The sequence below is a fragment of the Thermopetrobacter sp. TC1 genome, assembly GCF_000746275.1.
Classification (GTDB): Bacteria; Pseudomonadota; Alphaproteobacteria; order Rhizobiales; family Aestuariivirgaceae; genus Thermopetrobacter.
Genome location: NZ_KN050828.1, coordinates 756,412 through 777,804, shown reverse-complemented (window position 1 = coordinate 777,804; position 21,393 = coordinate 756,412). Strand labels below are relative to the sequence as shown.

22 protein-coding genes are annotated in these 21,393 nt (G+C 60.9%); 12 read left to right on the top strand and 10 right to left on the bottom strand.

Translation table 11 applies throughout. The features are described 5' to 3' along the window. Positions 1-147: 147 nt before the first annotated feature. From argB to dapD, 3 genes are read left to right on the top strand one after another with little or no spacing between them, the layout of a single operon-like run. Positions 148-1,062 (top strand): acetylglutamate kinase, encoded by a 915-nt coding sequence (argB, locus tag EK16_RS07195; RefSeq protein ID WP_038035552.1) that lies wholly within the window; start codon positions 148-150, stop codon positions 1,060-1,062. Next, positions 1,059-1,847 carry a pyrimidine 5'-nucleotidase gene (locus EK16_RS07190; protein ID WP_081910343.1) on the top strand — a complete coding sequence of 263 codons (789 nt, stop codon included), beginning with the start codon at positions 1,059-1,061 and terminating at the stop codon, positions 1,845-1,847. The genes argB and EK16_RS07190 overlap by 4 nt, the downstream gene beginning before the upstream one ends. Then, positions 1,844-2,692, top strand: coding sequence for a 2,3,4,5-tetrahydropyridine-2,6-dicarboxylate N-succinyltransferase (gene dapD / locus EK16_RS07185; protein WP_038035550.1), 849 nt, complete (start codon positions 1,844-1,846; stop codon positions 2,690-2,692). The genes EK16_RS07190 and dapD overlap by 4 nt, the downstream gene beginning before the upstream one ends. Positions 2,693-2,892: 200 nt before the next feature. On the opposite strand, the gene rpsT is transcribed toward dapD, so the two are convergent. Together rpsT and EK16_RS07175 are read right to left on the bottom strand one after the other, a co-directional pair. Continuing rightward, on the bottom strand, positions 2,893-3,180 hold the full coding sequence (rpsT, locus tag EK16_RS07180; RefSeq protein WP_038035548.1) for a 30S ribosomal protein S20: 288 nt from the start codon (positions 3,178-3,180) through the stop codon (positions 2,893-2,895). A gap of 212 nt (positions 3,181-3,392) precedes the next feature. Continuing rightward, positions 3,393-4,199: an enoyl-CoA hydratase-related protein gene (locus EK16_RS07175; RefSeq protein WP_038035546.1), complete on the bottom strand. Its 807-nt coding sequence runs from the start codon at positions 4,197-4,199 to the stop codon at positions 3,393-3,395. A gap of 235 nt (positions 4,200-4,434) precedes the next feature. On the opposite strand from EK16_RS07175, the gene hrcA reads away from it, so the two are divergent. Both hrcA and grpE read left to right on the top strand, forming a co-directional pair. Continuing rightward, a complete protein-coding gene (gene hrcA / locus EK16_RS07170) occupies positions 4,435-5,502 on the top strand; it encodes a heat-inducible transcriptional repressor HrcA (protein WP_038035545.1) in 1,068 nt (355 codons plus the stop codon). A 162-nt stretch (positions 5,503-5,664) separates the two neighbouring features. Further along, complete coding sequence (gene grpE / locus EK16_RS07165; protein ID WP_081910342.1) at positions 5,665-6,330, top strand: nucleotide exchange factor GrpE; 666 nt, start codon at positions 5,665-5,667, stop codon at positions 6,328-6,330. 70 nt (positions 6,331-6,400) lie between these two features. On the opposite strand, the gene EK16_RS07160 is transcribed toward grpE, so the two are convergent. The 6 genes from EK16_RS07160 to EK16_RS07135 all read right to left on the bottom strand — a co-directional run bounded on the left by EK16_RS07160 (position 6,401) and on the right by EK16_RS07135 (position 12,396). After that, a complete protein-coding gene (locus EK16_RS07160; protein WP_038035543.1) occupies positions 6,401-6,661 on the bottom strand; it encodes a Flp family type IVb pilin in 261 nt (86 codons plus the stop codon). A gap of 148 nt (positions 6,662-6,809) precedes the next feature. Next, on the bottom strand, positions 6,810-8,069 hold the full coding sequence (coaBC, locus tag EK16_RS07155; RefSeq protein WP_038035542.1) for a bifunctional phosphopantothenoylcysteine decarboxylase/phosphopantothenate--cysteine ligase CoaBC: 1,260 nt from the start codon (positions 8,067-8,069) through the stop codon (positions 6,810-6,812). A 38-nt stretch (positions 8,070-8,107) separates the two neighbouring features. Then, positions 8,108-8,761 (bottom strand): thiamine diphosphokinase, encoded by a 654-nt coding sequence (locus tag EK16_RS07150; RefSeq protein WP_038035541.1) that lies wholly within the window; start codon positions 8,759-8,761, stop codon positions 8,108-8,110. A gap of 132 nt (positions 8,762-8,893) precedes the next feature. After that, positions 8,894-10,369: a peptidoglycan L,D-endopeptidase MepK gene (locus EK16_RS11520; protein ID WP_051929047.1), complete on the bottom strand. Its 1,476-nt coding sequence runs from the start codon at positions 10,367-10,369 to the stop codon at positions 8,894-8,896. A gap of 502 nt (positions 10,370-10,871) precedes the next feature. Further along, positions 10,872-11,636, bottom strand: coding sequence for a cytochrome c biogenesis CcdA family protein (locus EK16_RS07140; RefSeq protein ID WP_051929046.1), 765 nt, complete (start codon positions 11,634-11,636; stop codon positions 10,872-10,874). Between the two features lie 136 nt (positions 11,637-11,772). Further along, on the bottom strand, positions 11,773-12,396 hold the full coding sequence (locus EK16_RS07135; protein ID WP_197059641.1) for a TlpA family protein disulfide reductase: 624 nt from the start codon (positions 12,394-12,396) through the stop codon (positions 11,773-11,775). Between the two features lie 42 nt (positions 12,397-12,438). Between EK16_RS07135 and argH the strand changes: the two genes are divergently transcribed. The 7 genes from argH (at position 12,439) to EK16_RS07095 (ending at position 19,367) form a co-directional block, all read left to right on the top strand. After that, the gene (gene argH / locus EK16_RS07130; protein ID WP_038035540.1) at positions 12,439-13,854 is read left to right on the top strand and encodes an argininosuccinate lyase; all 1,416 of its coding nucleotides are present in this window, start codon (positions 12,439-12,441) and stop codon (positions 13,852-13,854) included. Between the two features lie 138 nt (positions 13,855-13,992). After that, entirely contained in the window at positions 13,993-14,760 is a 768-nt protein-coding gene (locus EK16_RS07125) for a DUF1013 domain-containing protein (RefSeq protein WP_038035539.1), read from the top strand. A 277-nt stretch (positions 14,761-15,037) separates the two neighbouring features. Beyond that, the gene (locus tag EK16_RS07120) at positions 15,038-15,442 is read left to right on the top strand and encodes a YkvA family protein (RefSeq protein WP_038035538.1); all 405 of its coding nucleotides are present in this window, start codon (positions 15,038-15,040) and stop codon (positions 15,440-15,442) included. A 307-nt stretch (positions 15,443-15,749) separates the two neighbouring features. Then, positions 15,750-16,262 carry an invasion associated locus B family protein gene (locus EK16_RS07110; protein ID WP_038036229.1) on the top strand — a complete coding sequence of 171 codons (513 nt, stop codon included), beginning with the start codon at positions 15,750-15,752 and terminating at the stop codon, positions 16,260-16,262. Between the two features lie 89 nt (positions 16,263-16,351). Next, positions 16,352-17,542: a dual-specificity RNA methyltransferase RlmN gene (gene rlmN / locus EK16_RS07105; RefSeq protein ID WP_051929043.1), complete on the top strand. Its 1,191-nt coding sequence runs from the start codon at positions 16,352-16,354 to the stop codon at positions 17,540-17,542. Between the two features lie 163 nt (positions 17,543-17,705). Continuing rightward, positions 17,706-18,239 carry an inorganic diphosphatase gene (ppa, locus tag EK16_RS07100; protein WP_038035536.1) on the top strand — a complete coding sequence of 178 codons (534 nt, stop codon included), beginning with the start codon at positions 17,706-17,708 and terminating at the stop codon, positions 18,237-18,239. A gap of 99 nt (positions 18,240-18,338) precedes the next feature. Then, positions 18,339-19,367, top strand: coding sequence for an NAD(P)H-quinone oxidoreductase (locus tag EK16_RS07095; protein ID WP_038035533.1), 1,029 nt, complete (start codon positions 18,339-18,341; stop codon positions 19,365-19,367). A gap of 16 nt (positions 19,368-19,383) precedes the next feature. Here the strand turns inward: EK16_RS07095 and EK16_RS12255 are convergent, their stop codons facing one another. Together EK16_RS12255 and EK16_RS07090 are read right to left on the bottom strand one after the other, a co-directional pair. Then, positions 19,384-20,130, bottom strand: coding sequence for a hypothetical protein (locus tag EK16_RS12255; protein WP_156098513.1), 747 nt, complete (start codon positions 20,128-20,130; stop codon positions 19,384-19,386). 55 nt (positions 20,131-20,185) lie between these two features. Continuing rightward, on the bottom strand, positions 20,186-21,073 hold the full coding sequence (locus tag EK16_RS07090) for an inverse autotransporter beta domain-containing protein (RefSeq protein ID WP_197059640.1): 888 nt from the start codon (positions 21,071-21,073) through the stop codon (positions 20,186-20,188). Positions 21,074-21,393: the final 320 nt, after the last annotated feature.

Here is a 21,393-nt window from a genome sequence, read left to right as displayed (position 1 = left end):
TTAATCCGAAATCTGCCTTTTTCTTATCAAAGCCTCACCTGCGGCAAGGCGCTTTTTGCCATTCCCGGGAAGCTCCGCTAAAAGGGCCTCGCAAGACGGATGTGCCGCACAAGCCCCATCATCATGGGCCCAAGCGACGGATCGCACATGAGCGAGAACACCGAGCCCTTGTCCCGCGCGCAGATTGCCGCCGTTCTGGCCGATGCCCTGCCGTTCATGCAGCGCTATGCCGGCCAGACCGTGGTCATCAAATATGGCGGCCATGCCATGGGCAATGCCGAGCTGGCCCGCCAGTTCTGCGCCGACATCGTGCAGCTGAAGCTCTCCGGCATTCATCCCGTTATCGTTCATGGCGGCGGCCCGCAGATCGGGCGCATGCTTGAGCGCCTCGGCATCGCCACCCGTTTCGAGGACGGCCTGCGCGTCACCTGCGCCCAGACGGTGGAGGTGGCGGAGATGGTGCTTTCCGGCTCCATCAACAAGTCCGTCGTTGCCTGTATTCAGGAAATGGGCGGCAAGGCCGTGGGCATTTCCGGCAAGGATGGCAAGCTTTGCCTGGCCCGCAAGCTGCAGCGCAAGAAGACCGATCCTGTCTCCGGCATCGAACGGGTCATCGACCTCGGCTTCGTGGGCGAGCCCGTGCATATCGACACCGACATTCTCGATACCCTCATCGCCTCGCATGCCATTCCCGTTATCGCGCCCATTGGCATCTCCCCGGAAGGCGAAACCCTCAACATCAACGCCGATACCTTCGCCGCCGCCATCGCAAAGGAGTTAAAGGCCAAGCGCCTTCTGCTGCTTACGGATGTCGAGGGGGTCCTCGATCCGGAAGGCAACCTCATTCCCGAACTGTCCATCCAGGATGTGGACCGCCTCATTGACGAAGGCGTGATCACCGGCGGCATGATCCCCAAGACCCGCTCGGCGGTTGAGGTTGTGCTGGGTGGTGTGGAGGGTGTGGTCATTCTCGATGGCCGTGTGCCTCATGCCGTTCTGCTCGAGTTGTTCACGCCCCATGGCGTCGGCACCCGCATCAGCGAAAAGGGAGGGGATGCATGAGCGGCGGCGTGCAGCGCAGGAGCAGAGCCACACGGCCCGCGGCCGATCTTTCCGCGCACTTTTCGCACGTGCGTGAATGGGTGTTCGATCTCGACAACACGCTCTATCCCGCCCACTATCGCCTGTTCGACCAGATCGACGCACGCATGGGCGAATATATCGCCCGTCTCTTCGACATTGATCGCGAAACCGCCCGCCGTATTCAGAAGGATTATTTCTATCGCTATGGCACCACCCTGCGCGGCCTGATGAAGGAGCACGGGGCCGATCCGCACGCCTTTCTCGAATACGTGCACGACATCGATTATTCTCACATCCGCCCTGACCCGGCGCTTGATGCCGCCCTCGCCGCCCTGCCCGGCCGCAAGTGGGTGTTCACCAACGGCACCCGCGCCCATGCCGAGGCCGTGATGCAGCAACTGGGCATCACCCATCATGTCGATGAAGTGTTCGACATCGTTGATGCCGACTTCCTGCCCAAGCCTTTCCCCGAGACCTATGCGACCTTCCTCGAACGCACCCGCATCCATCCCCGCAGGGCCGCCATGTTCGAGGACATCGCCCGCAATCTCAAGGAGCCGCACGAGATGGGCATGCGCACCGTGCTCGTTGATCACCCCGACAACGTGGACGGCTGCTGCATCAACGACCGCCATGGCGACCGCGATGCCCCTTATGTGCATTTCATTACCGATGATCTCGGATCATTCCTGCGCCGCATATCCGGTGCCAGTCTGATCACGGAACCACAAACGAGCGACAGCCCCGTTGAGGAGAGAACATGAGCTACGAAGACCTGCAGAACACCATCGAGACGGCTTTCGAAAACCGCGACGAGATCACGCCGAACACCACCGGCGAGATCCGCGAGGCCGTGGAGGAGGCCCTTGACCTGCTCGATTCCGGCAAGGTGCGCGTTGCCGAGAAAATTGACGGGGAGTGGGTGGTCAATCAGTGGCTGAAAAAGGCGGTGCTTCTCTCCTTCCGCCTCAATGACATGACTCTCATCCCCGGCGGCCCGGGCGGAGCGGCCTGGTGGGACAAGGTGCCCTCCAAGTTCGAGGGCTGGACGGAGGAAGACTTCCGTCGCGCCGGCTTCCGCGCCGTGCCCACTTGTGTCGTGCGCCGCTCGGCTTATATCGCTCCCGGCGTGGTGCTCATGCCGTCCTTCGTCAATCTTGGCGCCTATGTCGATTCCGGCACCATGGTCGATACCTGGGCCACCGTCGGCTCCTGCGCCCAGATCGGCAAGAACGTGCACATCTCCGGCGGCGCCGGCATCGGCGGTGTGCTCGAGCCCCTGCAGGCCGGCCCTGTCATCATCGAGGACAACTGCTTCATCGGCGCCCGGGCCGAGGTGGCCGAAGGCGTCATCGTCGGCGAGGGCTCGGTGCTGTCCATGGGCGTTTACATCGGTCAGTCCACCCGTATTGTCGATCGCGAAACCGGCGAGATTTACTATGGCCGTGTGCCGCCCTATTCCGTGGTCGTGCCCGGCACCATGCCCGGCTCCAAAACCGAGCTGCCCAATGGCAAGCCGGCGCCGCATCTCTATTGCGCCGTCATCGTCAAGCGGGTGGATGAAAAGACGCGCGCCAAGACCTCCATCAACGAGCTTCTCCGCGACTGAGGCTAAGCACGCAGCCAGATCCCGAAAGCGCCGGATCTTTCAGCCACGCACACAAAACGGGCCCCCAAGAGGGCCCGTTTTTCATGATCCGTATCGGATTTCGCAGCGCCTGTACAAAACAGGCGCTTCACCAGTGCTCAGGACACTTACGAAAAAGCGCCACCTCGTGCGCGCAATGACAGCGGAGGAAAACCGCGTGTTCAAGCCTCGGCCTGCTGCGCCTGCATCTCCAGCGCCTTGATCTTGCGATGCAGGCGGGAGATTTTCCGCGCGGCGGTGTTCTTGTGCATGATGCCCTTCTGCGCCCCGCGCATGATTTCCGGCTGCGCGGCGCGGAAGGCCTCTTTCGCCGCGGCCAGATCGCCGGCCTCGATGGCCCGCTCCACCTTGCGCACGAAAGTGCGCACCCGCGATTTGCGCGCCTTGTTGATCAGGGTGCGGCGCCGCGCCTGCCGCATGGCCTTCTTGGCGGTTTTCGTATTCGGCATGGTCTCTTTCGCCTTCCTTTGTGCGAACGCTCCTGCATCTCTTCAAGGAGGGCCCGCGCCCCGCAATCGCCTCCGCCTCGTTCAGGATCGAGCCTTAGGCGTGAAATCGCGGCGACAAGCCCGAAACGGCCCGTCCCGACATGGATCGGAACGGGCCTTGCCTGTGCGCCGGCTTATACCGGCCAGGCCGTCATCCGTCAACTCGCAAGCCCTCACTTTTCGCCTTCGCCGCTGCCAACCCGCCAGCGGGGCTTTCTTTTCTCCAGAAAGGCCGCCATGCCCTCCTTCTGATCATGCGTGGCAAACAGCGCATGAAACAGCCGCCGCTCATAGCGCACCCCTTCCGCCAGCGGCGTTTCAAAGGCGCGCAACACCGCCTCCTTGGCAGCAAGAACCGCCGTGCGCGAGTGACCCGCGATGGTCTTGGCCACGGAAAGTGCCTCATCCATCACCGCCTCGTCATCCACCACCCGCGAGACCAGTCCCGCCGCCAGCGCCTCCTCGGCGGTCATGAAACGACCGGTGAGGATGAGGTCCATGGCCTGCGCCTTGCCAATGGCGCGCACCAGCCGCTGCGTGCCTCCCGCCCCGGGAATGATCCCCAGCTTGATCTCCGGCTGCCCGAATTTGGCATTGCGCGCTGCGATGATGACATCGCACATCATGGCCAGTTCACAGCCACCACCCAGCGCATAACCCGCGACCGCCGCCACGATCGGCTTGCGGCATTGCGCCACGCGATCCCAGTCACCCAGAAAATCTTCCACCCACACGTTCGGCCAGGACAGCCCGCGCATTTCGGCAATATCCGCCCCGGCGGCGAAGGCCCGCGCCGATCCGGCAAGCACGATGCAGCCCGTATCATCATCGGCCTCGGCTTCTGCCAGCGCCTGCACCAGAGCGCTCATGACCTCGCGGCTGAGCGCATTGAGCGTCTGCGGACGGTTCAGACGCAAGATGCTCACGCCATCGCGCTTTTCAACAAGAACCGGTGCCGTCTCCTCCGCTGATGCGGCCATGGCTGCTTCTCCCCGTTCTTTCCCTGTCCCTTCAGGGCACAGGCTGACAGATGCCGCCCCATCGGGCAAGACGTCCACCCTTCGTCATTGGGCGCAAACGGCAGCAGGGCTTGCGAGCGTCATGTCGCTTCCTACATACTGTGTGCCGGTCTCCCATGCCCGTCCCATAAGTCAACAGACGGGTGAAACGCCATTAAGCGGCCATGAAGAGGCGCGACAAACCAGCGCAAGGCTCATGAAGCACATGGACAGGGACATCGGCAGCTTTTCCGAACTGGACAAACGCGCACGCGAAATCTTCCGGCAGCTGGTGGAGACCTATATCGCCACCGGCGCACCGGTGGGTTCGCGCACAATCTCGCGCGCGCCGACGATCAACCTCTCCCCAGCCTCCGTGCGCAATGTCATGGCAGACCTTGAGGAAGCCGGCCTCATCTACGCGCCACACACATCCGCCGGGCGCCTGCCCACGCAGAAGGGCCTGCGCTTTTTTGTCGATGCCGTCATGGAAGAGGCCATCCTGCCGGAGGAGGACCGCCAGCGCATTGATGCCATGCTCGCCGGCATCGATCCCTCAGCCGGCGTGGAAAAGGCCCTTGAGGAAACCTCCGGCATTCTTTCCGGCCTTTCGCAATGCGCCGGTCTCGTTGTCATTCCCCGGCGGGATCCGCCCGTGCGCCACATCGAGTTCGTGCGCCTCTCGCCGGAGCGCGCGCTGGTCATTCTCGTCGGCGAGGATGGCACGGTGGAAAATCGCGCCATCACCATTCCGCCGGAGATGCCCACATCCACCCTCCAGCAGGCGGCCAACTTCCTCAACGAGCGTTTCGGCGGCATGACCATCTCCCAGATCGCCGAGCGTCTGGATGAGGAGGTCAAGGAAATCCGGCGCGAGCTCGATGATCTCGCTGCCCAGCTTGTGGCGCGCGGGCTTGCCGTCTGGTCCGGCGAAGGCGATGACAGACAGCTCATCGTCCGCGGCCAGGCCAACCTCATTGCCGATGAGGAACTGGCCTCCGATCTTGACCGCTTGCGCCAGCTTTTCGCCGATCTCGAGGAAAAGCGCGGCTTCACCGAGCTGCTCTCGCTCGCGGAGGAAGGTGAGGGTGTGCGCATCTTCATCGGGCGCGAAAACCGGCTCTTTTCGCTTTCCGGCTCTTCGGTGATCGTGGCGCCCTTCCGCGATGCCGGGCATGATGTGGTGGGCGTGCTCGGCGTCATCGGCCCCACCCGCATGCATTATGCCCGCATCATCCCGGTAGTGGACTATACCGCACGCGCCATAACCCGCCTGCTCTCATAAAAACCGCATGCAATCGGGCCCGCAGTCCATCCTTCATGCGGGCATTTTTTCGTCATGCCTTGATTTTCTGGCCACAGATACAGATATCAGGGCACGAGCGAAGCGTGGTGTCTTCAGGCAGACGCATTCCGAATTCATCAGGGTCAAGGGACTGAAACCGACATGCAGGACAACGACCGCAAACCCGAATCCACAAGCGCACAGACCGGCCATGAGCAGGCATCCGGCTGGACGCAGGGGCCACAGGAAGCGCAGCAGCGCGATGCACAGCCTGAATCTCAGGCCGAACAGGCACAGTATGCACAAGAGCTGACCAGCGGCGATCAGCCGCAGGATGAGCTGGCGCGCCTGCAGGCGGAGAACGCCGAACTGAAGGACAAGGTGCTGCGCCTGATGGCCGACATGGATAATCTGCGCAAGCGGCTGGAGCGCGAGAAGGAAGAAGCCGTGAAATATGCCGCCGCCACGTTTGCGCGCGACATGCTCACCGTTGCCGATAACCTCACCCGTGCGCTGGAGGCGGTGCCGGAAGAAAAGCGCAAGGAAGGCGGCGAGTTTCTACAGAAGCTCGTCGAGGGTGTGGAGATGACGCTCAAGGACCTGCTCAACACATTCGAGCGTCATCACATCCGCAAGATCAATTCACACGGCGAGAAATTTGACCCGAACTACCATCAGGCCATGTTCGAGGTCACCGATACCGATGCCGATACCGGCACCATCGTTCAGGTGGTTCAGGAAGGCTACACCCATCACGACAGGGTCCTGCGCCCTGCTCTCGTCGGCGTGGCCCGCCGGGAAGAGAAAAAGGCGGAACAATCGGATTGAGAAAACACTTCTGTCAAACGTCGATCATGACCGCGGAGAATTGCCCCGCGGTCATGAGAGACCCATTTGATCAGGGCATCATATTGTTGATTGTATTTGCGAAATCCTTGAACATGTCGCTGTAGAAACTTTTCAAATTGGGCAAAAAAGGAAAAAGGGCCATTGCCACACCAGCCACGATCAGACCGTACTCGATCGCGGCCGCACCACTTTCATCCTCAAGATATTGTCTCACAAACTTGCGGACAGTCTGCATAGTGATCATCGAACCTGCCTTCGCCTTTGTCACCGGGGGCCAGAACTTGACGTCATGCGAAGACCGTTCGGTCATGCGATATGGAGCGGTTGAACGTCCCTTGCATCGACCGCACGGATCACGCCCGAAAATGACAAAAATCCTTTAAAATCCGGTTGCCCGCAGCGGAAACTTGTAAGAAAGAGATGAAAGAAGGCGTTCATCATCATTGATGACGCCGCATTCACTTATCGGAATCCTGCAGGATCCCGGCAATCTTTTCCATCAGACGCCGCGCCACCGCATTTTTCATCATCCGCGGCCACCGTTCTTCTTCCTTGCCAGAGACCAGGATCACTTCGTTGAAATTGCCTCCCATGACTCCCTTTTGCGGTGAAACATCGTTGGCCACGATAAGATCGGCCCGTTTCCGCCGCAGTTTTTCCCGTGCCGCGGCCACCGGATCGCCCGTTTCCGCCGCAAATCCGACGACCAGTTTCGGCCTGTCTTTTTCAAGATGCCCGACATGGGAAAGAATGTCCGGATTCTTTTCAAGCTCCAAAGTGAACGAATTCTTCTCCGCGTCCTTCTTCAGCTTGGCATCGGCCGTATGCTTCGCCTTCCAGTCCGCCACCGCCGCAGCAAAAATGGCCACATCCGCCGGCAGGGCATCCTTCACCGCCCGCAGCATCTCTTCCGCCGTTTCCACCGCCACACAATGCACACCGGCCGGACATGGCAGATTGACCGGCCCGTGCACGAGCGTGACCCGCGCGCCTAGATCCCGCGCCGCTTCCGCCAGGGCGAACCCCTGCCGCCCCGAAGAGCGGTTGGCGATATAGCGCACCGGATCGATGGGCTCATGCGTCGGCCCTGCCGTGATCAACACGTGCCGGCCTGTAAGCGGCCTTTCTTCCGATGAGGAAAAGCGGAATTCCGCCTCGTTAAGCCGCTCAAGGACGGCATGCAGCAGATCCGCTGGCTCCGTCATCCGCCCGGGCCCTTCCTCACCACAGGCCATCTCTCCCTTTTCGGGCCCGATGAAAGTCACGCCATCCGCCATCAATTGCCGCACATTGCGCTGTGTGGCCGGATGCTGCCACATGCGCACATTCATCGCCGGCGCCATCAGCACCGGTGCCGTCGTCGCCAGCAGCAGGGTGGTGGCGAGATCATTGGCCAGCCCGGCCGCCGCACGCGCGATCAGATCCGCCGTTGCCGGCGCCACCAGCACCAGATCGGCCGCCCGCGCAAGCGCGATATGCCCCATCTCCACCTCGTCGGTGAGAGAGAAGAGATCCTCATGCACCTTCGCCCCGGCCAGGGCCGCCACAGACAGCGGCGTGACGAATTCCGCCCCTGCACGGGTGAGAACAGGCAGAACGTTCACATCCTCCTTGCGCAGAAGGCGAATGAGCTCCAACACCTTGTAGGCGGCAATGCCGCCGCCAATGATCAGCAGCACACGCCGCTGCTGCCGCCCGGGTTCCAAGGCCGCCGTCATGTCCGCCGCCCTTTTCTTTGTTGCTCCGGAAAAAGCAGTCAATCAGTTTCCAAAAGGCTGCGCAAGTCGGCGATGAGAACGCCCCTGCCTTCGCCGATGGTCAGCTCGATCGGTCCTTCCGCCACGTTGGAAAGCGGCCGCGTTGTGGCAAAGGGAAGATCTTCGCCCCGCAAAGACCAGCGCGCGCCGGTCATGTGCACGCCACGCAGGGGCGAAAAGCCGATAAGCGAGAATGTGGCACCTGCCGGCAGGGAGATGACGTGACGTCCCGGTGCGATCCCGACCGCTTCTTCCCGGCCGCTGCTCGCCATGGCCCTATGCCCGGCTTCCGCCAGATCGGCCAGCATGAGCAGATGGGACAGCGCATGATCCGTGCGCCCCTCCATGGCGCCGAGCAGCAGAAAATCACGCCCGCCGCGCCTGAGGGCTTCCGCAACAGCAATGGCCCCGTCGGTCATGTCCTTCTCAACGGGATGGGTCTGTTGCGGAACATGAGCAAGCCGCCGTTTCAGGTCCTCAGCGGCAGAATCGAAATCACCCACCCACAGCTCCGGCTCCAGGCCCAGCGCCTGCGCATGCTGAGCGCCGGCATCGGCGGCAATCACCCGCCGCCCCTGAACATGGCGCTTCACCCGCGGTGTCACATGCAGCGGCCCGCCCAGAAGAATGACGAAACGTTCCGGATTGGACATCCGTTCATCTCCCGCGGAAAGGTCGCCTGTTCCGCCTTTATCCGGAATTCACGACAGGGGCCGGACAGCCGCAAAGGCCGTCGTCACACAGGCTTGCGAAGGCCAATATAGGAGGCGGCACCCCACCCCGTATCAGCGGAAGGAAAGTGGCTGCTGCGCTTTCAGCAGATCATCACGATCGGCTGCGAGCATGCCCAGCGTCAGGCGGCGCTTGCCATAGATCTTGCGCAGCCGCTCCACCATGAGGTCTCCCTTGCCGACGCGGTTGACCCTCTGCTCGGAGAATGCCTTGTTCATGTCGGGAGCGGTTGCGGCCAGATCCCCTTTCTGCGCGCGGTTGGCCTGCTGGGCCGGACGCGCCATGGGAATGGGCGCGCCGTAATAGCGCTTGATGCGTTCCATGTCGCCGCTCATGAGCGCGGCATTGATCACCTGCGGATCGGACAGCGTGCGCAGGCCGATCACCGGCACATTGCGGGCCCGGCCTTCCAGGATATCCAAAGCCAGATCGCCTTTGCCCGCCCGGTTCACGCGCGGATAGAAGGTGCCGTCAGGCCGCCGCCGCGCCTCCAGATCCTCTTCCGGCGTCGGCTCCATGGCCATGGGCCGGTTGCCACCCTCCAGAACCTCGGGCGCCACCCGGGCGATCATCATGCCCAGCTGATCCCGGGCCGGATTGCGCGGCGCAAAATTGGTCTCGCTGGCCGGTGCGGAGGCGGGCAAAATCTCCATCGTCGTCGCCGCCTGCACGAGCACTTCATAGGGGCGCGGCCGCGGCATCGGCACCGCCATCGCCATCTGCACCCCACCCTTTACGAGATTGCGCGCCTTCGGCAGCGGCACCAGAGAGATCGGCCCCTTGGCCGCGGAGGCCTTTATCACGGGCTTTTCAGCCCGTGCCAGTTTCAGGATGCGCTTCTGCCCGTTTTTGCGGGACGCCACCTGAATGGCCTTGCCCTTCCGGCGCGCCGCCGCAATCATGAAGCCGCCCGGCCGCCGGTAGCGATAACCGATGTAGGAACGCCAGCGCTTCTTGATCATCGCCAGCTTGCGCGCGGGCAGCCGCGGCCAGTGACGCACCCGGCCGGTATCGGCGTGAATGAAGCTGTTGCGTCCCTCGCCATAATAGCCGACGCCACCGATACCATAGGCCAGGGCGAGATTGCGCACCTTCCAGTTGGGCACGTCAGGGAAACGGAAATCAATGGCCTGCCCCGTGATATGGCGCGAGCGCTTCGCCACCTTGCGCCCGATGCGCCGCAGCATGGCATTGGTGGCCGCGCTTCTGTGACCGCAGATGATCCAGACTGGCTTCTTGGAGCCAAGATCCTCGTGCAGCTTCCAGATGAGATCGATGGTCCGCGGATCCATGCGGACGGCCTTGTTCTTGCGCCAGTCACGCAGGAACCAGTTGAGCTTCTTCAGGGCGGACGGAATGAAGCGGCCATCCTTCCAGTAGGTGACCGTGATCCGCTCTTTCGTGTGGATATGATACATGGATATGGTGCGCTCCTCCGCCCGCGCACCAGCGGCCACGCTCGCCCACACGGCCATGACGACCGAAGTGGTGGTGGCTACACGAAAGGCCTGTTTCACGAAAACGCCCACACGACCCCCTTCGGACCCTCGACACATTTCACGCATCATTACGCACACTGACGGGGCGATCCCCATCCCCTGCTGAACGACTTGGACCAGATCGCTGCACAAGACGCTCCATGAAAGGCCGCCGATCTGGCAGCTCCCCTCCGCAGGGAACGGCGCGCGGAGATGCTCCCGCCTCTGCCGCGCACATCCGGCCTCTCCAGCCTTTGCGGTCCGGATCGCCCACCGGATGCCTTATGCTTCGGTGAAGAGAAGGAACAGCCTTATCCTGTCCGCTTCTCCCCTCGCCGGATGACATCCACGATCCGCACCCATGGACGGCCGAGGATCTCCTGCCAGCCAAATGCGGCTATCATGGGGCAGCGTCAGCAGGCATTCTCCCCGCTCATGCTTAATGTAAGCTTAAAGCGCTCGCGAAAGCAATATCTTGCTAACCAGAGTCGTGCCTTTCGCCACTCATGGTTAACGCGTGATGACACAGGAGCTATCCGCGCTTTGTCATTGGTCAGCCCACGTTCTGCAGGGCGGGGAACATCTCCAGCATCCAGTTGGAAATGAGCTGCATGTTGTTGGTGAGGAACAGAAGGCCGGTGATGATCAGAAACGCCCCCATCACCTTTTCCACAATGCCCATATACTTGCGCATGCGTTTCATGAAATCGAGAAAACCGTCAATGGCAAAGGCAGCAATAAGGAAGGGTACCCCCAGCCCGGCCGAATAGACCGCGAGCAGCAAGGCGCCCTTGGTCACGCTCTCTTCGGAAGCGGCAATGGGCAGAATGGCCGCCAGCACCGGCCCGATGCAGGGCGTCCACCCCAGGGCGAACGCCAGCCCCATGACATAGGCCCCAATGGCCGTTGCCGGCTTGGCATTCACGTTCAGACGCTTTTCCATCAGCAGGAAGGAAATGCGAAAGACACCCAGGAAATGAAGTCCCATGATGATGATGATGACACCCGCCACCTGTGAGAGGATATGGATGTAGCTGCGCAGCAGCTGCCCGAGCGCCGTTGCCGAGGCCCCCATCGCCACAAAAACGCTGGAGAAGCCGAGCACGAACAGCACGGCCGCGATGATCACACGCCTCTGCGCCGCCCTGGCCCGTTCCGCCGCATCGGCATCACCGCTTGCGGTCAGATCCTCCAGCTTCACGCCCGCGATGTAGGAAAGATAGGGAGGTACCAGCGGCAGCACGCAGGGAGAAAGAAACGACAAAACGCCGCCTGTGAAAGCGGTCCACAACCCCACCTGACCAACCTCGAAAGCCATGAAAGCGCCTCCCTATCAGGAATGGAACGGCTCTTCTTTCCCCGTTACCGGAGCGGATGCGCCGCCTCGCCGGTGCCGTTCAGGCCTATCGCAGCCGCCATGCTCCTGTCCATGACCAATCGGGATCACACAGCAATCACTTTTCGGCGATCAGGACCTTGATCACGGCCTTGGCCTCTTCGCTGTTCCATTCCGCCGGACCGATGAGGCGCGCCGCCTCGCGCCCCTGCCTGTCCACGAGAATGGTCACCGGCAGCCCCCGCTCGCCCAGCTTGAGAAGAGACGAGGCCCCTTCATCCATGAGCAGCAACAAATTGGAGGCCTTCAGATCCTCCAGCGCCTCCTTCGCCCATGTGTAGCCCTTGCGGTCCTCCGAGGCGGCAATAACGAGGAAATCTTCACGCGGAAATGCCTCCTGCAGGGCCGCGATCATGGGCATTTCCTTGCGGCAGGGAAAACACCAGCTCGCCCAGAAGTTCACAAGCAGCACCCGCCCCTTCCATTCCTTCAGGGTATGCGGCTTGCCCTCGCCATCATAGAATACGAGGTCGCTCACATCCTTGCGCGTGCTCTTGATCATGAGCCGCTTCATGGCGCCCGTGGCCGCCGCCCGCAGGGCGTTTGCATCTTCCGCCAGTGCGGGGATGTTGCCCCCGCCCCCCAAAAGGCCGTATATGCCGATCACGACGGCCAGCAACGCCGCCTTGAGGGGCAAAAGACGCAAGTGTGCAGATTTGGTCCTGCCCTGAAAGGTCGTCATCGTATCATTCCCTGTTTTCTGGATAAGTGCGGAGAGCATGCCATGGCCAACAAGATGTGGGGCGGCCGCTTTCAGACGGGCCCCTCCGAGCTGATGGAAGAGATTAACGCCTCCATCGATTTCGACAAGCGCCTCTTTCGTCAGGACATTGCCGCCTCCAAGGCCCATGCCGACATGCTGGCCGCGCGCGGCATCATATCCGAAGAGGACAACGCCGCCATCCAGAAGGGTCTGGACCAGATTCTTGACGAAATCCAGTCAGGAAAGTTCACATTCCGGCGAAGCCTCGAAGACATTCACATGAACATCGAGGATCGCCTGCGCGAACTCATTGGCCCGCCCGCCGGCCGGCTGCACACCGCCCGCTCCCGCAACGATCAGGTCGCCACCGATTTCCGCCTCTATGTGCGCGACACCATCGATCACATCGTCCTGCAGATCGAGAACCTGATGCGGGCATTCGCCGAGCAGGCCCGGCAGCACCATGATCTCGTCATGCCCGGGTTCACGCACCTGCAGGTGGCCCAGCCCGTTACCTTCGGCCATCACATGCTGGCCTATGTCGAGATGTTCTCTCGCGACCGGGGCCGTTTCCTTGATGCGCGCAAACGCCTCAACGAAAGCCCCCTGGGCGCGGCGGCCCTCGCCGGCACCAGCTTTCCCATCGACCGCGCCATGACGGCGAAGGCCCTGGGCTTCGACCGGCCCATGCGCAATTCCATCGATGCCGTTTCCGCCCGCGATTTCGTGCTGGAAACCCTCGCCGCCGCCGCCATCTGCGCCACGCATCTCTCCCGCTTCGCCGAGGAGCTGGTCATCTGGTCTTCCGCGCAGTTCGGATTCATCCGCCTCTCTGACAGCTTCGCCACCGGCTCCTCCATCATGCCGCAGAAGCGCAACCCGGACGCCGCCGAGCTCGTCCGCGCCAAGGCCGGACGTGTTATTGGCGCCCTTGTTACCCTGCTCGTGGTGATGAAAGGCCTGCCGCTTGCCTATTCCAAGGACATGCAGGAGGACAAGGAACCGGCCTTCGAGGCGCTGGACACCCTCTCTCTTGTCCTTGAGGTCACCCGCGGCATGGTAGAGGACATGCAGCCTGTGCCCGAACGCCTGCGCGAGGCGGCCGCTCATGGCTTTTCCACCGCCACCGACCTTGCCGACTGGCTCGTGCGCAAGCTGAACATGCCCTTCCGCGAGGCCCATCATGTCACCGGCCGGCTGGTGGCGCTGGCCGAGGAAAAGGGAGGCGATCTCTCCGATCTCACGCTTGAGGAGATGCGCGCGGTGGAGCCCCGCATCAGCGAGGATGTCTATTCCGTCCTTGGCGTGGACAACTCCGTTGCCTCCCGCACCAGCTACGGCGGCACCGCGCCGGACAACGTTCTGAAGATGGCGACTGAATGGCTGGAGACGATCGCATCCTGGCAAAAGGAAGAGACAGGCGAACAGAAGGGCTGAAACAGGGCCCATTGCAAAGCCGGTAACAGAGGGCTATATCTCGGACAATCCCGTCAATTCATTGCAGTATGGGACGGAATCGCCGCCTTAGGGCTTCTGGCCCGGATGAGGATCGGGATTCCGCCAAGGAGAGAACGTATGTCTGAAAAACCGCTCATGCCCAAGGCGACCGCCGTGTGGCTTGTGGAGAACACGGCGCTGACCTTCAAACAGATTGGCGATTTCTGCGGCCTGCATGAACTGGAGGTGAAGGGCATCGCCGATGGCGAGGTGGCGCAGGGAATCAAGGGCCTGGATCCCATTGCCACTGGTCAGCTCACTCGCGAGGAGATCGAGCGGGGCGAAAAGGATCCCAACTACCGCCTCAAGCTGGCGCGCCCCAAGGTGGACGTGCCCATCTCCCGCGTGCGCAAGGGGCCGAAGTATACGCCGCTTTCGCGCCGGCAGGACAAGCCGGACGCCATCATGTGGCTGCTGCGCAATCATCCGGAGCTGTCTGATTCCCAGATCATGAAGCTGGTGGGCACCACCAAGCCCACCATCGAGGCCATTCGCAACCGCACGCACTGGAACATCGCCAACATCAAGCCGCGGGATCCGGTCACGCTCGGCATCTGCACCCAGATCGAGCTGGACGAAGCCGTGCGCAAGGCAGCAGAGCGGCTGGCCCGTCAGCGCAAGAAACAGGGCCTGCCCGAAAAGCCGGAAGATTCCGAGACCCTCAAGTCTCCGGAAGAGAGCCTGGGGCTTACGCGCACCACGCCCGCTTCCGGCGAGGCCACGGAGACGGCCGAGGCCGTCTTCGGCAAGAGCGAGGAAAAGCCCGCAGCGGCTTCAGAGGAGGACGTGCCGGATGCCGAAGCCGTCTTCGCCGGTCTCAAGGGCCGCAAGAGCGAGGAGGACTGATACCAGGCTGCGCAAGGTCTGACCGATGAAATCGCCCCATGCCTCCGCCCAGCCCCTTGTTTTTATGATTGGCGGGGTGGTGGGCGGTTCATGATGCAGGTTGGTATGACGCGGCGGCTAAGCCGCCTTGGCCAGCGTCCGCCTCGGCAGCATCGCCCCCGCAATCGGCGGCGAAACTTGTCAGGCTTCCCCGGCTTCGCCATATTCTGCTGTCAGTCATCCATGACGGACAAAGCCTCCGTCAGGGTGACGGCGCCGGCATTCAACGGGGGAGGCCATGAGCAGGCACGAGCGCGAAATCGACATCGACCGTCACAATCAGGCCTGGCGCGCCTTCGTCGGCCATGACGACGCCAAGGTCGTGCGCGAGGGCTTCTGGCCCAAGATGCTGCGTTTCGCCGCGCAGCTGCCTTTTGCCGAACAGGCGCTCGCCGCCTGGTATTGCGCCTTCGATCCCGCCACGCCGGCGCGGGTGAAAACCATGCTGCTGGCAGCGCTGGCCTATTTCGTCCTGCCGGTGGACCTGATTCCGGACCTGCTGCCTGGCATCGGTTTCACCGATGACCTCACCGTGATCGTCACAACCATCAGCCTCTTGCGCAACCACATCACGGCGGAACACAGAAACCGGGCGAAAGCGGCGCTGGCCAGGCTGCGCCGCGGCGAAATTCCAGGGGATTGACACTGCACCCTGTCCGCAGTCCGCAAACGGGCGCGGGCACGCGGTGCATCAAGAGCCAATCATGTTCAATTCGGGGGCTAAACGGATGAACATCAGAATGCGAAAGGCAGACCACACTTCACGACCCAGGACTGCTGTTTCCCTTATCCCCCCGGCGAGAGCCAGGGTCTCCTGCCACAAACTCATGCGTTTGTGGCCCAAGTTACCGGCTTTTGCCGGTATGACGAAGCGTGTGTCGCATCGCGTGAAGGCAAATATTGAACAGGACTCATCGCGTTGCGGTATCGCCATGGCGGGCGCCGCATGCATGCTGGCACTTCTCGCGTTAACACCGGCGCAGGCCCAGGAGCCCCAGCCGGCCGGCACCTTCGGCGCCTGGACCGCCTATCATTACAAGACCAAGAAGGGCCCCGTCTGTTACATCGTCGGCCGCCCGCAGAAGTCCGAGGCCTTTCGCAATGGCAAGAAGCTCGCCAAGGTCAACCGCGATCCCGCCTTCTTCCTCGTCACCAATCGCCCGGGAGACAAGGTGCGGCACGAGGTGAACACCATCATCGGATATGCTTTCAAGCCCAACACCCCGGCCAAGCTGACCATTGACGGCAGCACGTTCACGCTCTTCACCGTGCGCGACGGCGCCTGGAGCGAGGGCCCGGCCACGGACCGCCGCATCGTCGCCGCCATGAAGCGCGGCAAGACCATGACCGTAACCGGCATCTCCCGCCGCGGCACCAAGACCGTGGATACCTATTCACTCAAAGGGGTCACCGCCGCGCTGAAAAAGATTGACGAACTCTGCGCCGGCGGAAAAAAGAAGTAAGAAGTGAGTAGCGCTTGTCATAATGGGCATAACGCGCCCGGCCCGCGATGATACCCTGAACACAAGCCCGCAGAATTCGGAAAACAACCATGAACGTGCGCACAATCACACCGGCGAATGCCCTTCCGGCGGGAACCGAAAGGCCCTCCCTCATCGGCCTGTCCCGGCCGGCGCTGGCTGCGGCCTTGCGCGAAATCGGCGTGCCGGAACGCCAGCTGAAGATGCGCACGCAGCAGATCTGGCAGTGGATCTACAACCGCGGCGTCACCGATTTCGCCGCCATGACCAACATCGCCAAGGGCCTGCGGGCCGACCTGCACAATGCGTTCACCATCGCCCGGCCCGAGGTTGTCTCCCGCCAGATCTCCGTGGACGGCACCCGCAAATGGCTGCTGCGCCTGCCTGCGGATCCGCAAACGGGCGCCCGTCACGAAGTGGAGATGGTCTACATCCCCGAGCCCGACCGCGGCACCCTGTGCATTTCCTCGCAGGTGGGCTGCACTCTGAACTGCACCTTCTGTCATACCGGCACCCAGCGCTGGGTGCGCAATCTCACCGCCGGCGAAATCATCGGCCAGATCCTGCTCGCCCGTGACGATCTCGGCGACTGGCCGGACGCCCTGAAAGACAATCCCGATCCGCCCGCATCCGGCCGTTACATCACCAACATCGTCTTCATGGGCATGGGCGAGCCCCTCTACAATTTCGACAATGTGAAAACGGCGGTGGACATCATCGCCGACAACGAGGGCATTTCCCTCTCCAAACGACGCATTACGCTTTCCACGGCCGGTGTTGTGCCGGAAATTCCGCGCGCCGGCGCCGAGATGGGCGTGATGCTCGCCATCTCCCTGCACGCCACCACCGATGAGGTGCGCAATCGCCTCGTGCCCTTGAACCGCAAATATCCCATCGCCGAGCTTCTGCAGGCCTGCCGCGCCTATCCCGGCCTGTCCAACGCAAGGCGCATCACCTTCGAATATGTGATGCTGAAAGGGATCAACGATTCGGTCGCCGACGCCAAGCGCCTCGTCAACCTGCTCAAGGGCATTCCCGCCAAGGTCAATCTCATTCCCTTCAATCCCTGGCCGGGTTCGCCCTATGAATGCTCTGACTGGGAGACGATTGAGCGCTTCGCCGAGATCATCAACCGCGCCGGCTATGCCTCACCCATCCGCACCCCGCGCGGACGTGACATCATGGCCGCCTGCGGGCAGCTCAAGTCCGCCTCCGAACGGCAACGCGCCGCCCAGCGCAAGCGCCTTGCCGAAAACGCCTGAAATCCTCGCGCCTTCCTTCGGAACGCGCCACCTTGCCACGCCACGAAAGCAGGCCTTGCGCCAGCCCGTTTCCTAACGCAAAGCACCCTCTGAAACGTCAGCACCAGCCCTTTCCACGCTGGCGCTGCTCGCAATTCCTGAACACCATCAAGGAGATTGGCCCATGCGTCTGGATGCCGTCAGCCCGGGCAGCAATCCGCCTCATGAAGTCAATGTGGTGATCGAGGTGCCCATCGGCGGTGAGCCCATCAAGTACGAGATGGACAAGGCCGCCGGCACCATGGTCGTGGACCGCTATCTTTACACGCCCATGCGCTATCCCGGCAATTATGGCTTCATTCCACACACGCTTTGCGACGACGGCGATCCCATCGATGTCGTGCTCATCTCCTCCCGTCCGTTGATTCCGGGCTGCATCATCGCCGTGCGCCCCGTTGGCGTTCTCAAGATGCGGGACGAAAAGGGCCTGGATGAAAAGATTATTGCCGTGCCGGCCCCGCATATCACCCGCCATTACGAGAAGATATTCGACATCGACGATTTGCCCGAGATCCAGCTGCGTCAGATCGAACACTTCTTCACCCATTACAAGGATCTCGAGGCTGGAAAATGGGTGCGCACGGAGGGCTGGGGTCATCACGAGGAAGCCGAGCGCCTGATCATGGAAGCGCTGGAACGCGCCCGCGCAACGCCCTGAAAAAGGTTAATCCAGCAGACTTGTTGCGCCTTCCCTGCCATCTCCTGACGAACCAAGGTCGGGCTTGCACCGCAACAGAACGATGCTACGGTCTGGCGCATGACTGACACCGTGACAGTCCCGACACAGATGACCGCCATCCGCATCACCCGGCCGGGCGGGCCGGAGGTGCTGGAGCCTTTCACGCGCCCCGTGCCTGAGCCCGGTGAGGGCGAGGTGCTCATCCGCGTCCATGCCGCCGGTGTCAATTATCCGGATGTGTTGCAAAGACAGGGGCGCTATCCGCCGCCCAGGGGCGCACCGGAAGAGCCGGGGCTGGAAGTGGCGGGCGAGATCGTTGCGCTGGGGCCGAATGCGGCGCGCTGGCAGATTGGCGATGCCGTCTGCGCGCTGGTTTCCGGCGGCGGCTATGCCGAATATTGCGTCGCACCGGCCGAAACCTGCCTTCCCGTTCCCAAGGGCCTGTCCATGGTCGAGGCCGCCGCCCTGCCGGAAACCTTCTTTACCGTCTGGACCAATGTCTTCGACCGCTGCCGCTTGCAGCCCGGCGAAGTGTTCCTCGTTCATGGCGGGGCCGGCGGCATCGGCACCACCGCCATCCAGATGGCCCGCGTCATGGGCGCACGCATCTTCACCACCGCCGGCAGTGACGAAAACTGCCGCTTCTGCGAGGAGCTGGGGGCGGAGCGCGCCATCAATTACCGCACCGAGGATTTCGAGGAAGTGCTCACCGGCATTCTCGGCAAGAACGGTGTCGATGTCGTGCTCGACATCATCGGCGGTGAGTATGTCCAGAAACACATCCGCCTGGCCAACCGCGAGGGCCGCATCTGCAACATCAACTATCAGAACGGCGCGCGTGTTGAGCTGGACCTGCTGCCCGTCATGCTCAAGCGCCTGACCCTCACCGGCTCCACCTTGCGCATCCGCCCGGTTCAGGACAAGGCGCGCATCGCAAGCGCCCTGGAAAAACACATCTGGCCCCACATCGCGGAAGGCGAAATCCGCCCCGTCATCGACAGCACCTATCCCCTGACAGAGGCAGCAGAAGCCCACCGCCGCATCGAAGGCCCCCACCGCGGCAAGGTGGTTTTATCACCCGATCACTGGATGACAGTGAAAAAATGACTTGCACACGTATGGATCACGGCCCCACGGTAACGTTTGGTATAACAGCTGTATCTCCGATTTTGAATGTTATCGTAGGACTACCAAGAATTGTAAAGCACTGATTTGTATCAATATAGGCTTTTACACCAGCATCAACGTTGAAAAATAAGCCCATTTGCTCCGTAACATCCCCCATTCTGACGTCCTGCGGTACACTTATTATGTTAGCCAATGTAAACTCTAGTTTAAAATCACTTCCAGATATATCATATTTATATTGCGCAGCGTTTTTAGACATATTTGGAAGCTGAAAGCCCACAGTAACTGCGTTATTCCGCGCATCCCCCTCACTACCCACAGGCGCATGGGCCTGTGTACACAATTTATTATTGTTATCAACTGTAGTTGTATAGCAGTATTCACCATTTACATTAACCACACCTTTGACATTTATTGTACTAGACAATAAAAATGCCATCTTATCATAAGTTCCTGCCTTAATAATCTGATCGGGACCAACAATTCTTTCAAATCCGCCTTTCCCAAAAGATGCAATATCTATCTCTTTCCCCGCACCATCATACAAGAAGGGTCCATTAGCGTAATCACACACCTGCCCCTGCGGACATAAAATAATCTTTTTTATAAGCACAGTATAACTAATCGGAGTATTAGAAGCCGACGCATTATTTGGATTACAAACTACTTGCGCTCCCACAGACTGTCCAAGAAGCACCATTCCCGCCGCAACCATCAGGAACTGCTTGCCAATACGCACCATCGCCCCATACTCCCGCTTTCCCGAACGCATACCACTAAGACGATTGGACCAACGATCAGCTGCGCCCAATGACAACACCACCGCTGACACCGCCACTCCTGCTCCGACGCTGCAGCACGATGCGATGCTGGCGCTTCACGGGCATGAGCACCATGCGCCTCAGATCACGTTTCACGAATGGCGTTGAAGTGACCCCCGTATCGACCAGCGTGAACTGGCGATCCGCCGGCGCCCCCAGTGACAGGGAGAGCTTTATGAATGCCGTTGTATCCTGATTGTCGGCGTGAATACCGCCCGAAATCTGAAACTGCCTGGTCACGTCCACGACCAGCTCGCCACGAAAACCATTGAGATTCTTGGCCCCTCTCAATGCATCCCAATAATAGTAGCCAAGATTGACACGCGCCCATGGCATGTAGGGAAGAGGCCCTTCCACGGAAACATCAAAACCATCCAGCGCCTTTTCGAGCTTTCCATCATTCAGCTTCCAATCGGAAATGCCATTGTACCAGTTCGCACGGAGGTCCAGATAGCCGCCGATGATTTCCGCTCCGAGTCCAACGCGCTGATGATCGGGATTCCACATCCGGTCATACCAGGCATTGACGCCAAAAAGCAGTGATTCTTCATCAACGAGGAATCGATAGCCAACCCCGATATTTCCGGTCCAATCACCATCCTCGAGGGAGAGGCGCCCTTGTGTGAAAAAGGTGTGGGTCAGATCGGGACTGAGAAAAAGCGGCTGAACCGTCTCCAGTGAGAAACGCGGATCTTTTGTGTCGCTGTCGTAGTGAAACTCCAGATGCGTGCGCGCAAGCCACTGCTCCGGTGACAGCAACCAAGCCCGCACATCCTGCGTTGTCTCGCCGGCGGCAGACATCATCGCCGACAAGGAAACCCCTGCCGCTATTACGGCACCCCGCACCCACACACTCTTGCGCATCCCCTCTGCCTCCCCGAATCTACTATTGCGAGAAGAGTTGCCTTGCATCATTATTGATAATATTGGTTTAACGTAAAGTAACATATTATCTTTTGCAGAGCAATACAAAATTATGCTACCTTTAATAGCAAGGTATACTATTATTTATTCAAAGTATATTTACCTGAGATAGATTCACCCCAAAGCCAAAACCACTGATTTTTAGGGCGTGGACTCATAAAAGACGGCGATGCCAGCGTCATTTTCGCAAAATATCGCTGATCTTTTCGCACGCAGGAAATAGCCAAAGCTATTTTCAAGGGCGAAAAGTCAGCGAGATG

Bases quoted from the DNA above. Each gene is read 5' to 3' on its own strand.
- EK16_RS07090 (WP_197059640.1), bottom strand. From the start codon at position 21,073: ATGCGCAAGAGTGTGTGGGTGCGGGGTGCCGTAATAGCGGCAGGGGTT.
- EK16_RS07160 (WP_038035543.1), bottom strand. From the start codon at position 6,661: ATGACCGAACGGTCTTCGCATGACGTCAAGTTCTGGCCCCCGGTGACA.
- ppa (WP_038035536.1), top strand. From the start codon at position 17,706: ATGCGTCTGGATGCCGTCAGCCCGGGCAGCAATCCGCCTCATGAAGTC.
- argB (WP_038035552.1), top strand. From the start codon at position 148: ATGAGCGAGAACACCGAGCCCTTGTCCCGCGCGCAGATTGCCGCCGTT.
- rpsT (WP_038035548.1), bottom strand. From the start codon at position 3,180: ATGCCGAATACGAAAACCGCCAAGAAGGCCATGCGGCAGGCGCGGCGC.
- hrcA (WP_038035545.1), top strand. From the start codon at position 4,435: ATGAAGCACATGGACAGGGACATCGGCAGCTTTTCCGAACTGGACAAA.
- EK16_RS07140 (WP_051929046.1), bottom strand. From the start codon at position 11,636: ATGGCTTTCGAGGTTGGTCAGGTGGGGTTGTGGACCGCTTTCACAGGC.
- EK16_RS07135 (WP_197059641.1), bottom strand. From the start codon at position 12,396: ATGACGACCTTTCAGGGCAGGACCAAATCTGCACACTTGCGTCTTTTG.
- EK16_RS07120 (WP_038035538.1), top strand. From the start codon at position 15,038: ATGAGCAGGCACGAGCGCGAAATCGACATCGACCGTCACAATCAGGCC.
- coaBC (WP_038035542.1), bottom strand. From the start codon at position 8,069: ATGACGGCGGCCTTGGAACCCGGGCGGCAGCAGCGGCGTGTGCTGCTG.
- rlmN (WP_051929043.1), top strand. From the start codon at position 16,352: ATGAACGTGCGCACAATCACACCGGCGAATGCCCTTCCGGCGGGAACC.
- EK16_RS12255 (WP_156098513.1), bottom strand. From the start codon at position 20,130: ATGGTGCGTATTGGCAAGCAGTTCCTGATGGTTGCGGCGGGAATGGTG.
- EK16_RS07175 (WP_038035546.1), bottom strand. From the start codon at position 4,199: ATGGCCGCATCAGCGGAGGAGACGGCACCGGTTCTTGTTGAAAAGCGC.
- EK16_RS07110 (WP_038036229.1), top strand. From the start codon at position 15,750: ATGCTGGCACTTCTCGCGTTAACACCGGCGCAGGCCCAGGAGCCCCAG.
- EK16_RS07150 (WP_038035541.1), bottom strand. From the start codon at position 8,761: ATGTCCAATCCGGAACGTTTCGTCATTCTTCTGGGCGGGCCGCTGCAT.
- EK16_RS07095 (WP_038035533.1), top strand. From the start codon at position 18,339: ATGACTGACACCGTGACAGTCCCGACACAGATGACCGCCATCCGCATC.
- EK16_RS07125 (WP_038035539.1), top strand. From the start codon at position 13,993: ATGTCTGAAAAACCGCTCATGCCCAAGGCGACCGCCGTGTGGCTTGTG.
- dapD (WP_038035550.1), top strand. From the start codon at position 1,844: ATGAGCTACGAAGACCTGCAGAACACCATCGAGACGGCTTTCGAAAAC.
- argH (WP_038035540.1), top strand. From the start codon at position 12,439: ATGGCCAACAAGATGTGGGGCGGCCGCTTTCAGACGGGCCCCTCCGAG.
- EK16_RS07190 (WP_081910343.1), top strand. From the start codon at position 1,059: ATGAGCGGCGGCGTGCAGCGCAGGAGCAGAGCCACACGGCCCGCGGCC.
- grpE (WP_081910342.1), top strand. From the start codon at position 5,665: ATGCAGGACAACGACCGCAAACCCGAATCCACAAGCGCACAGACCGGC.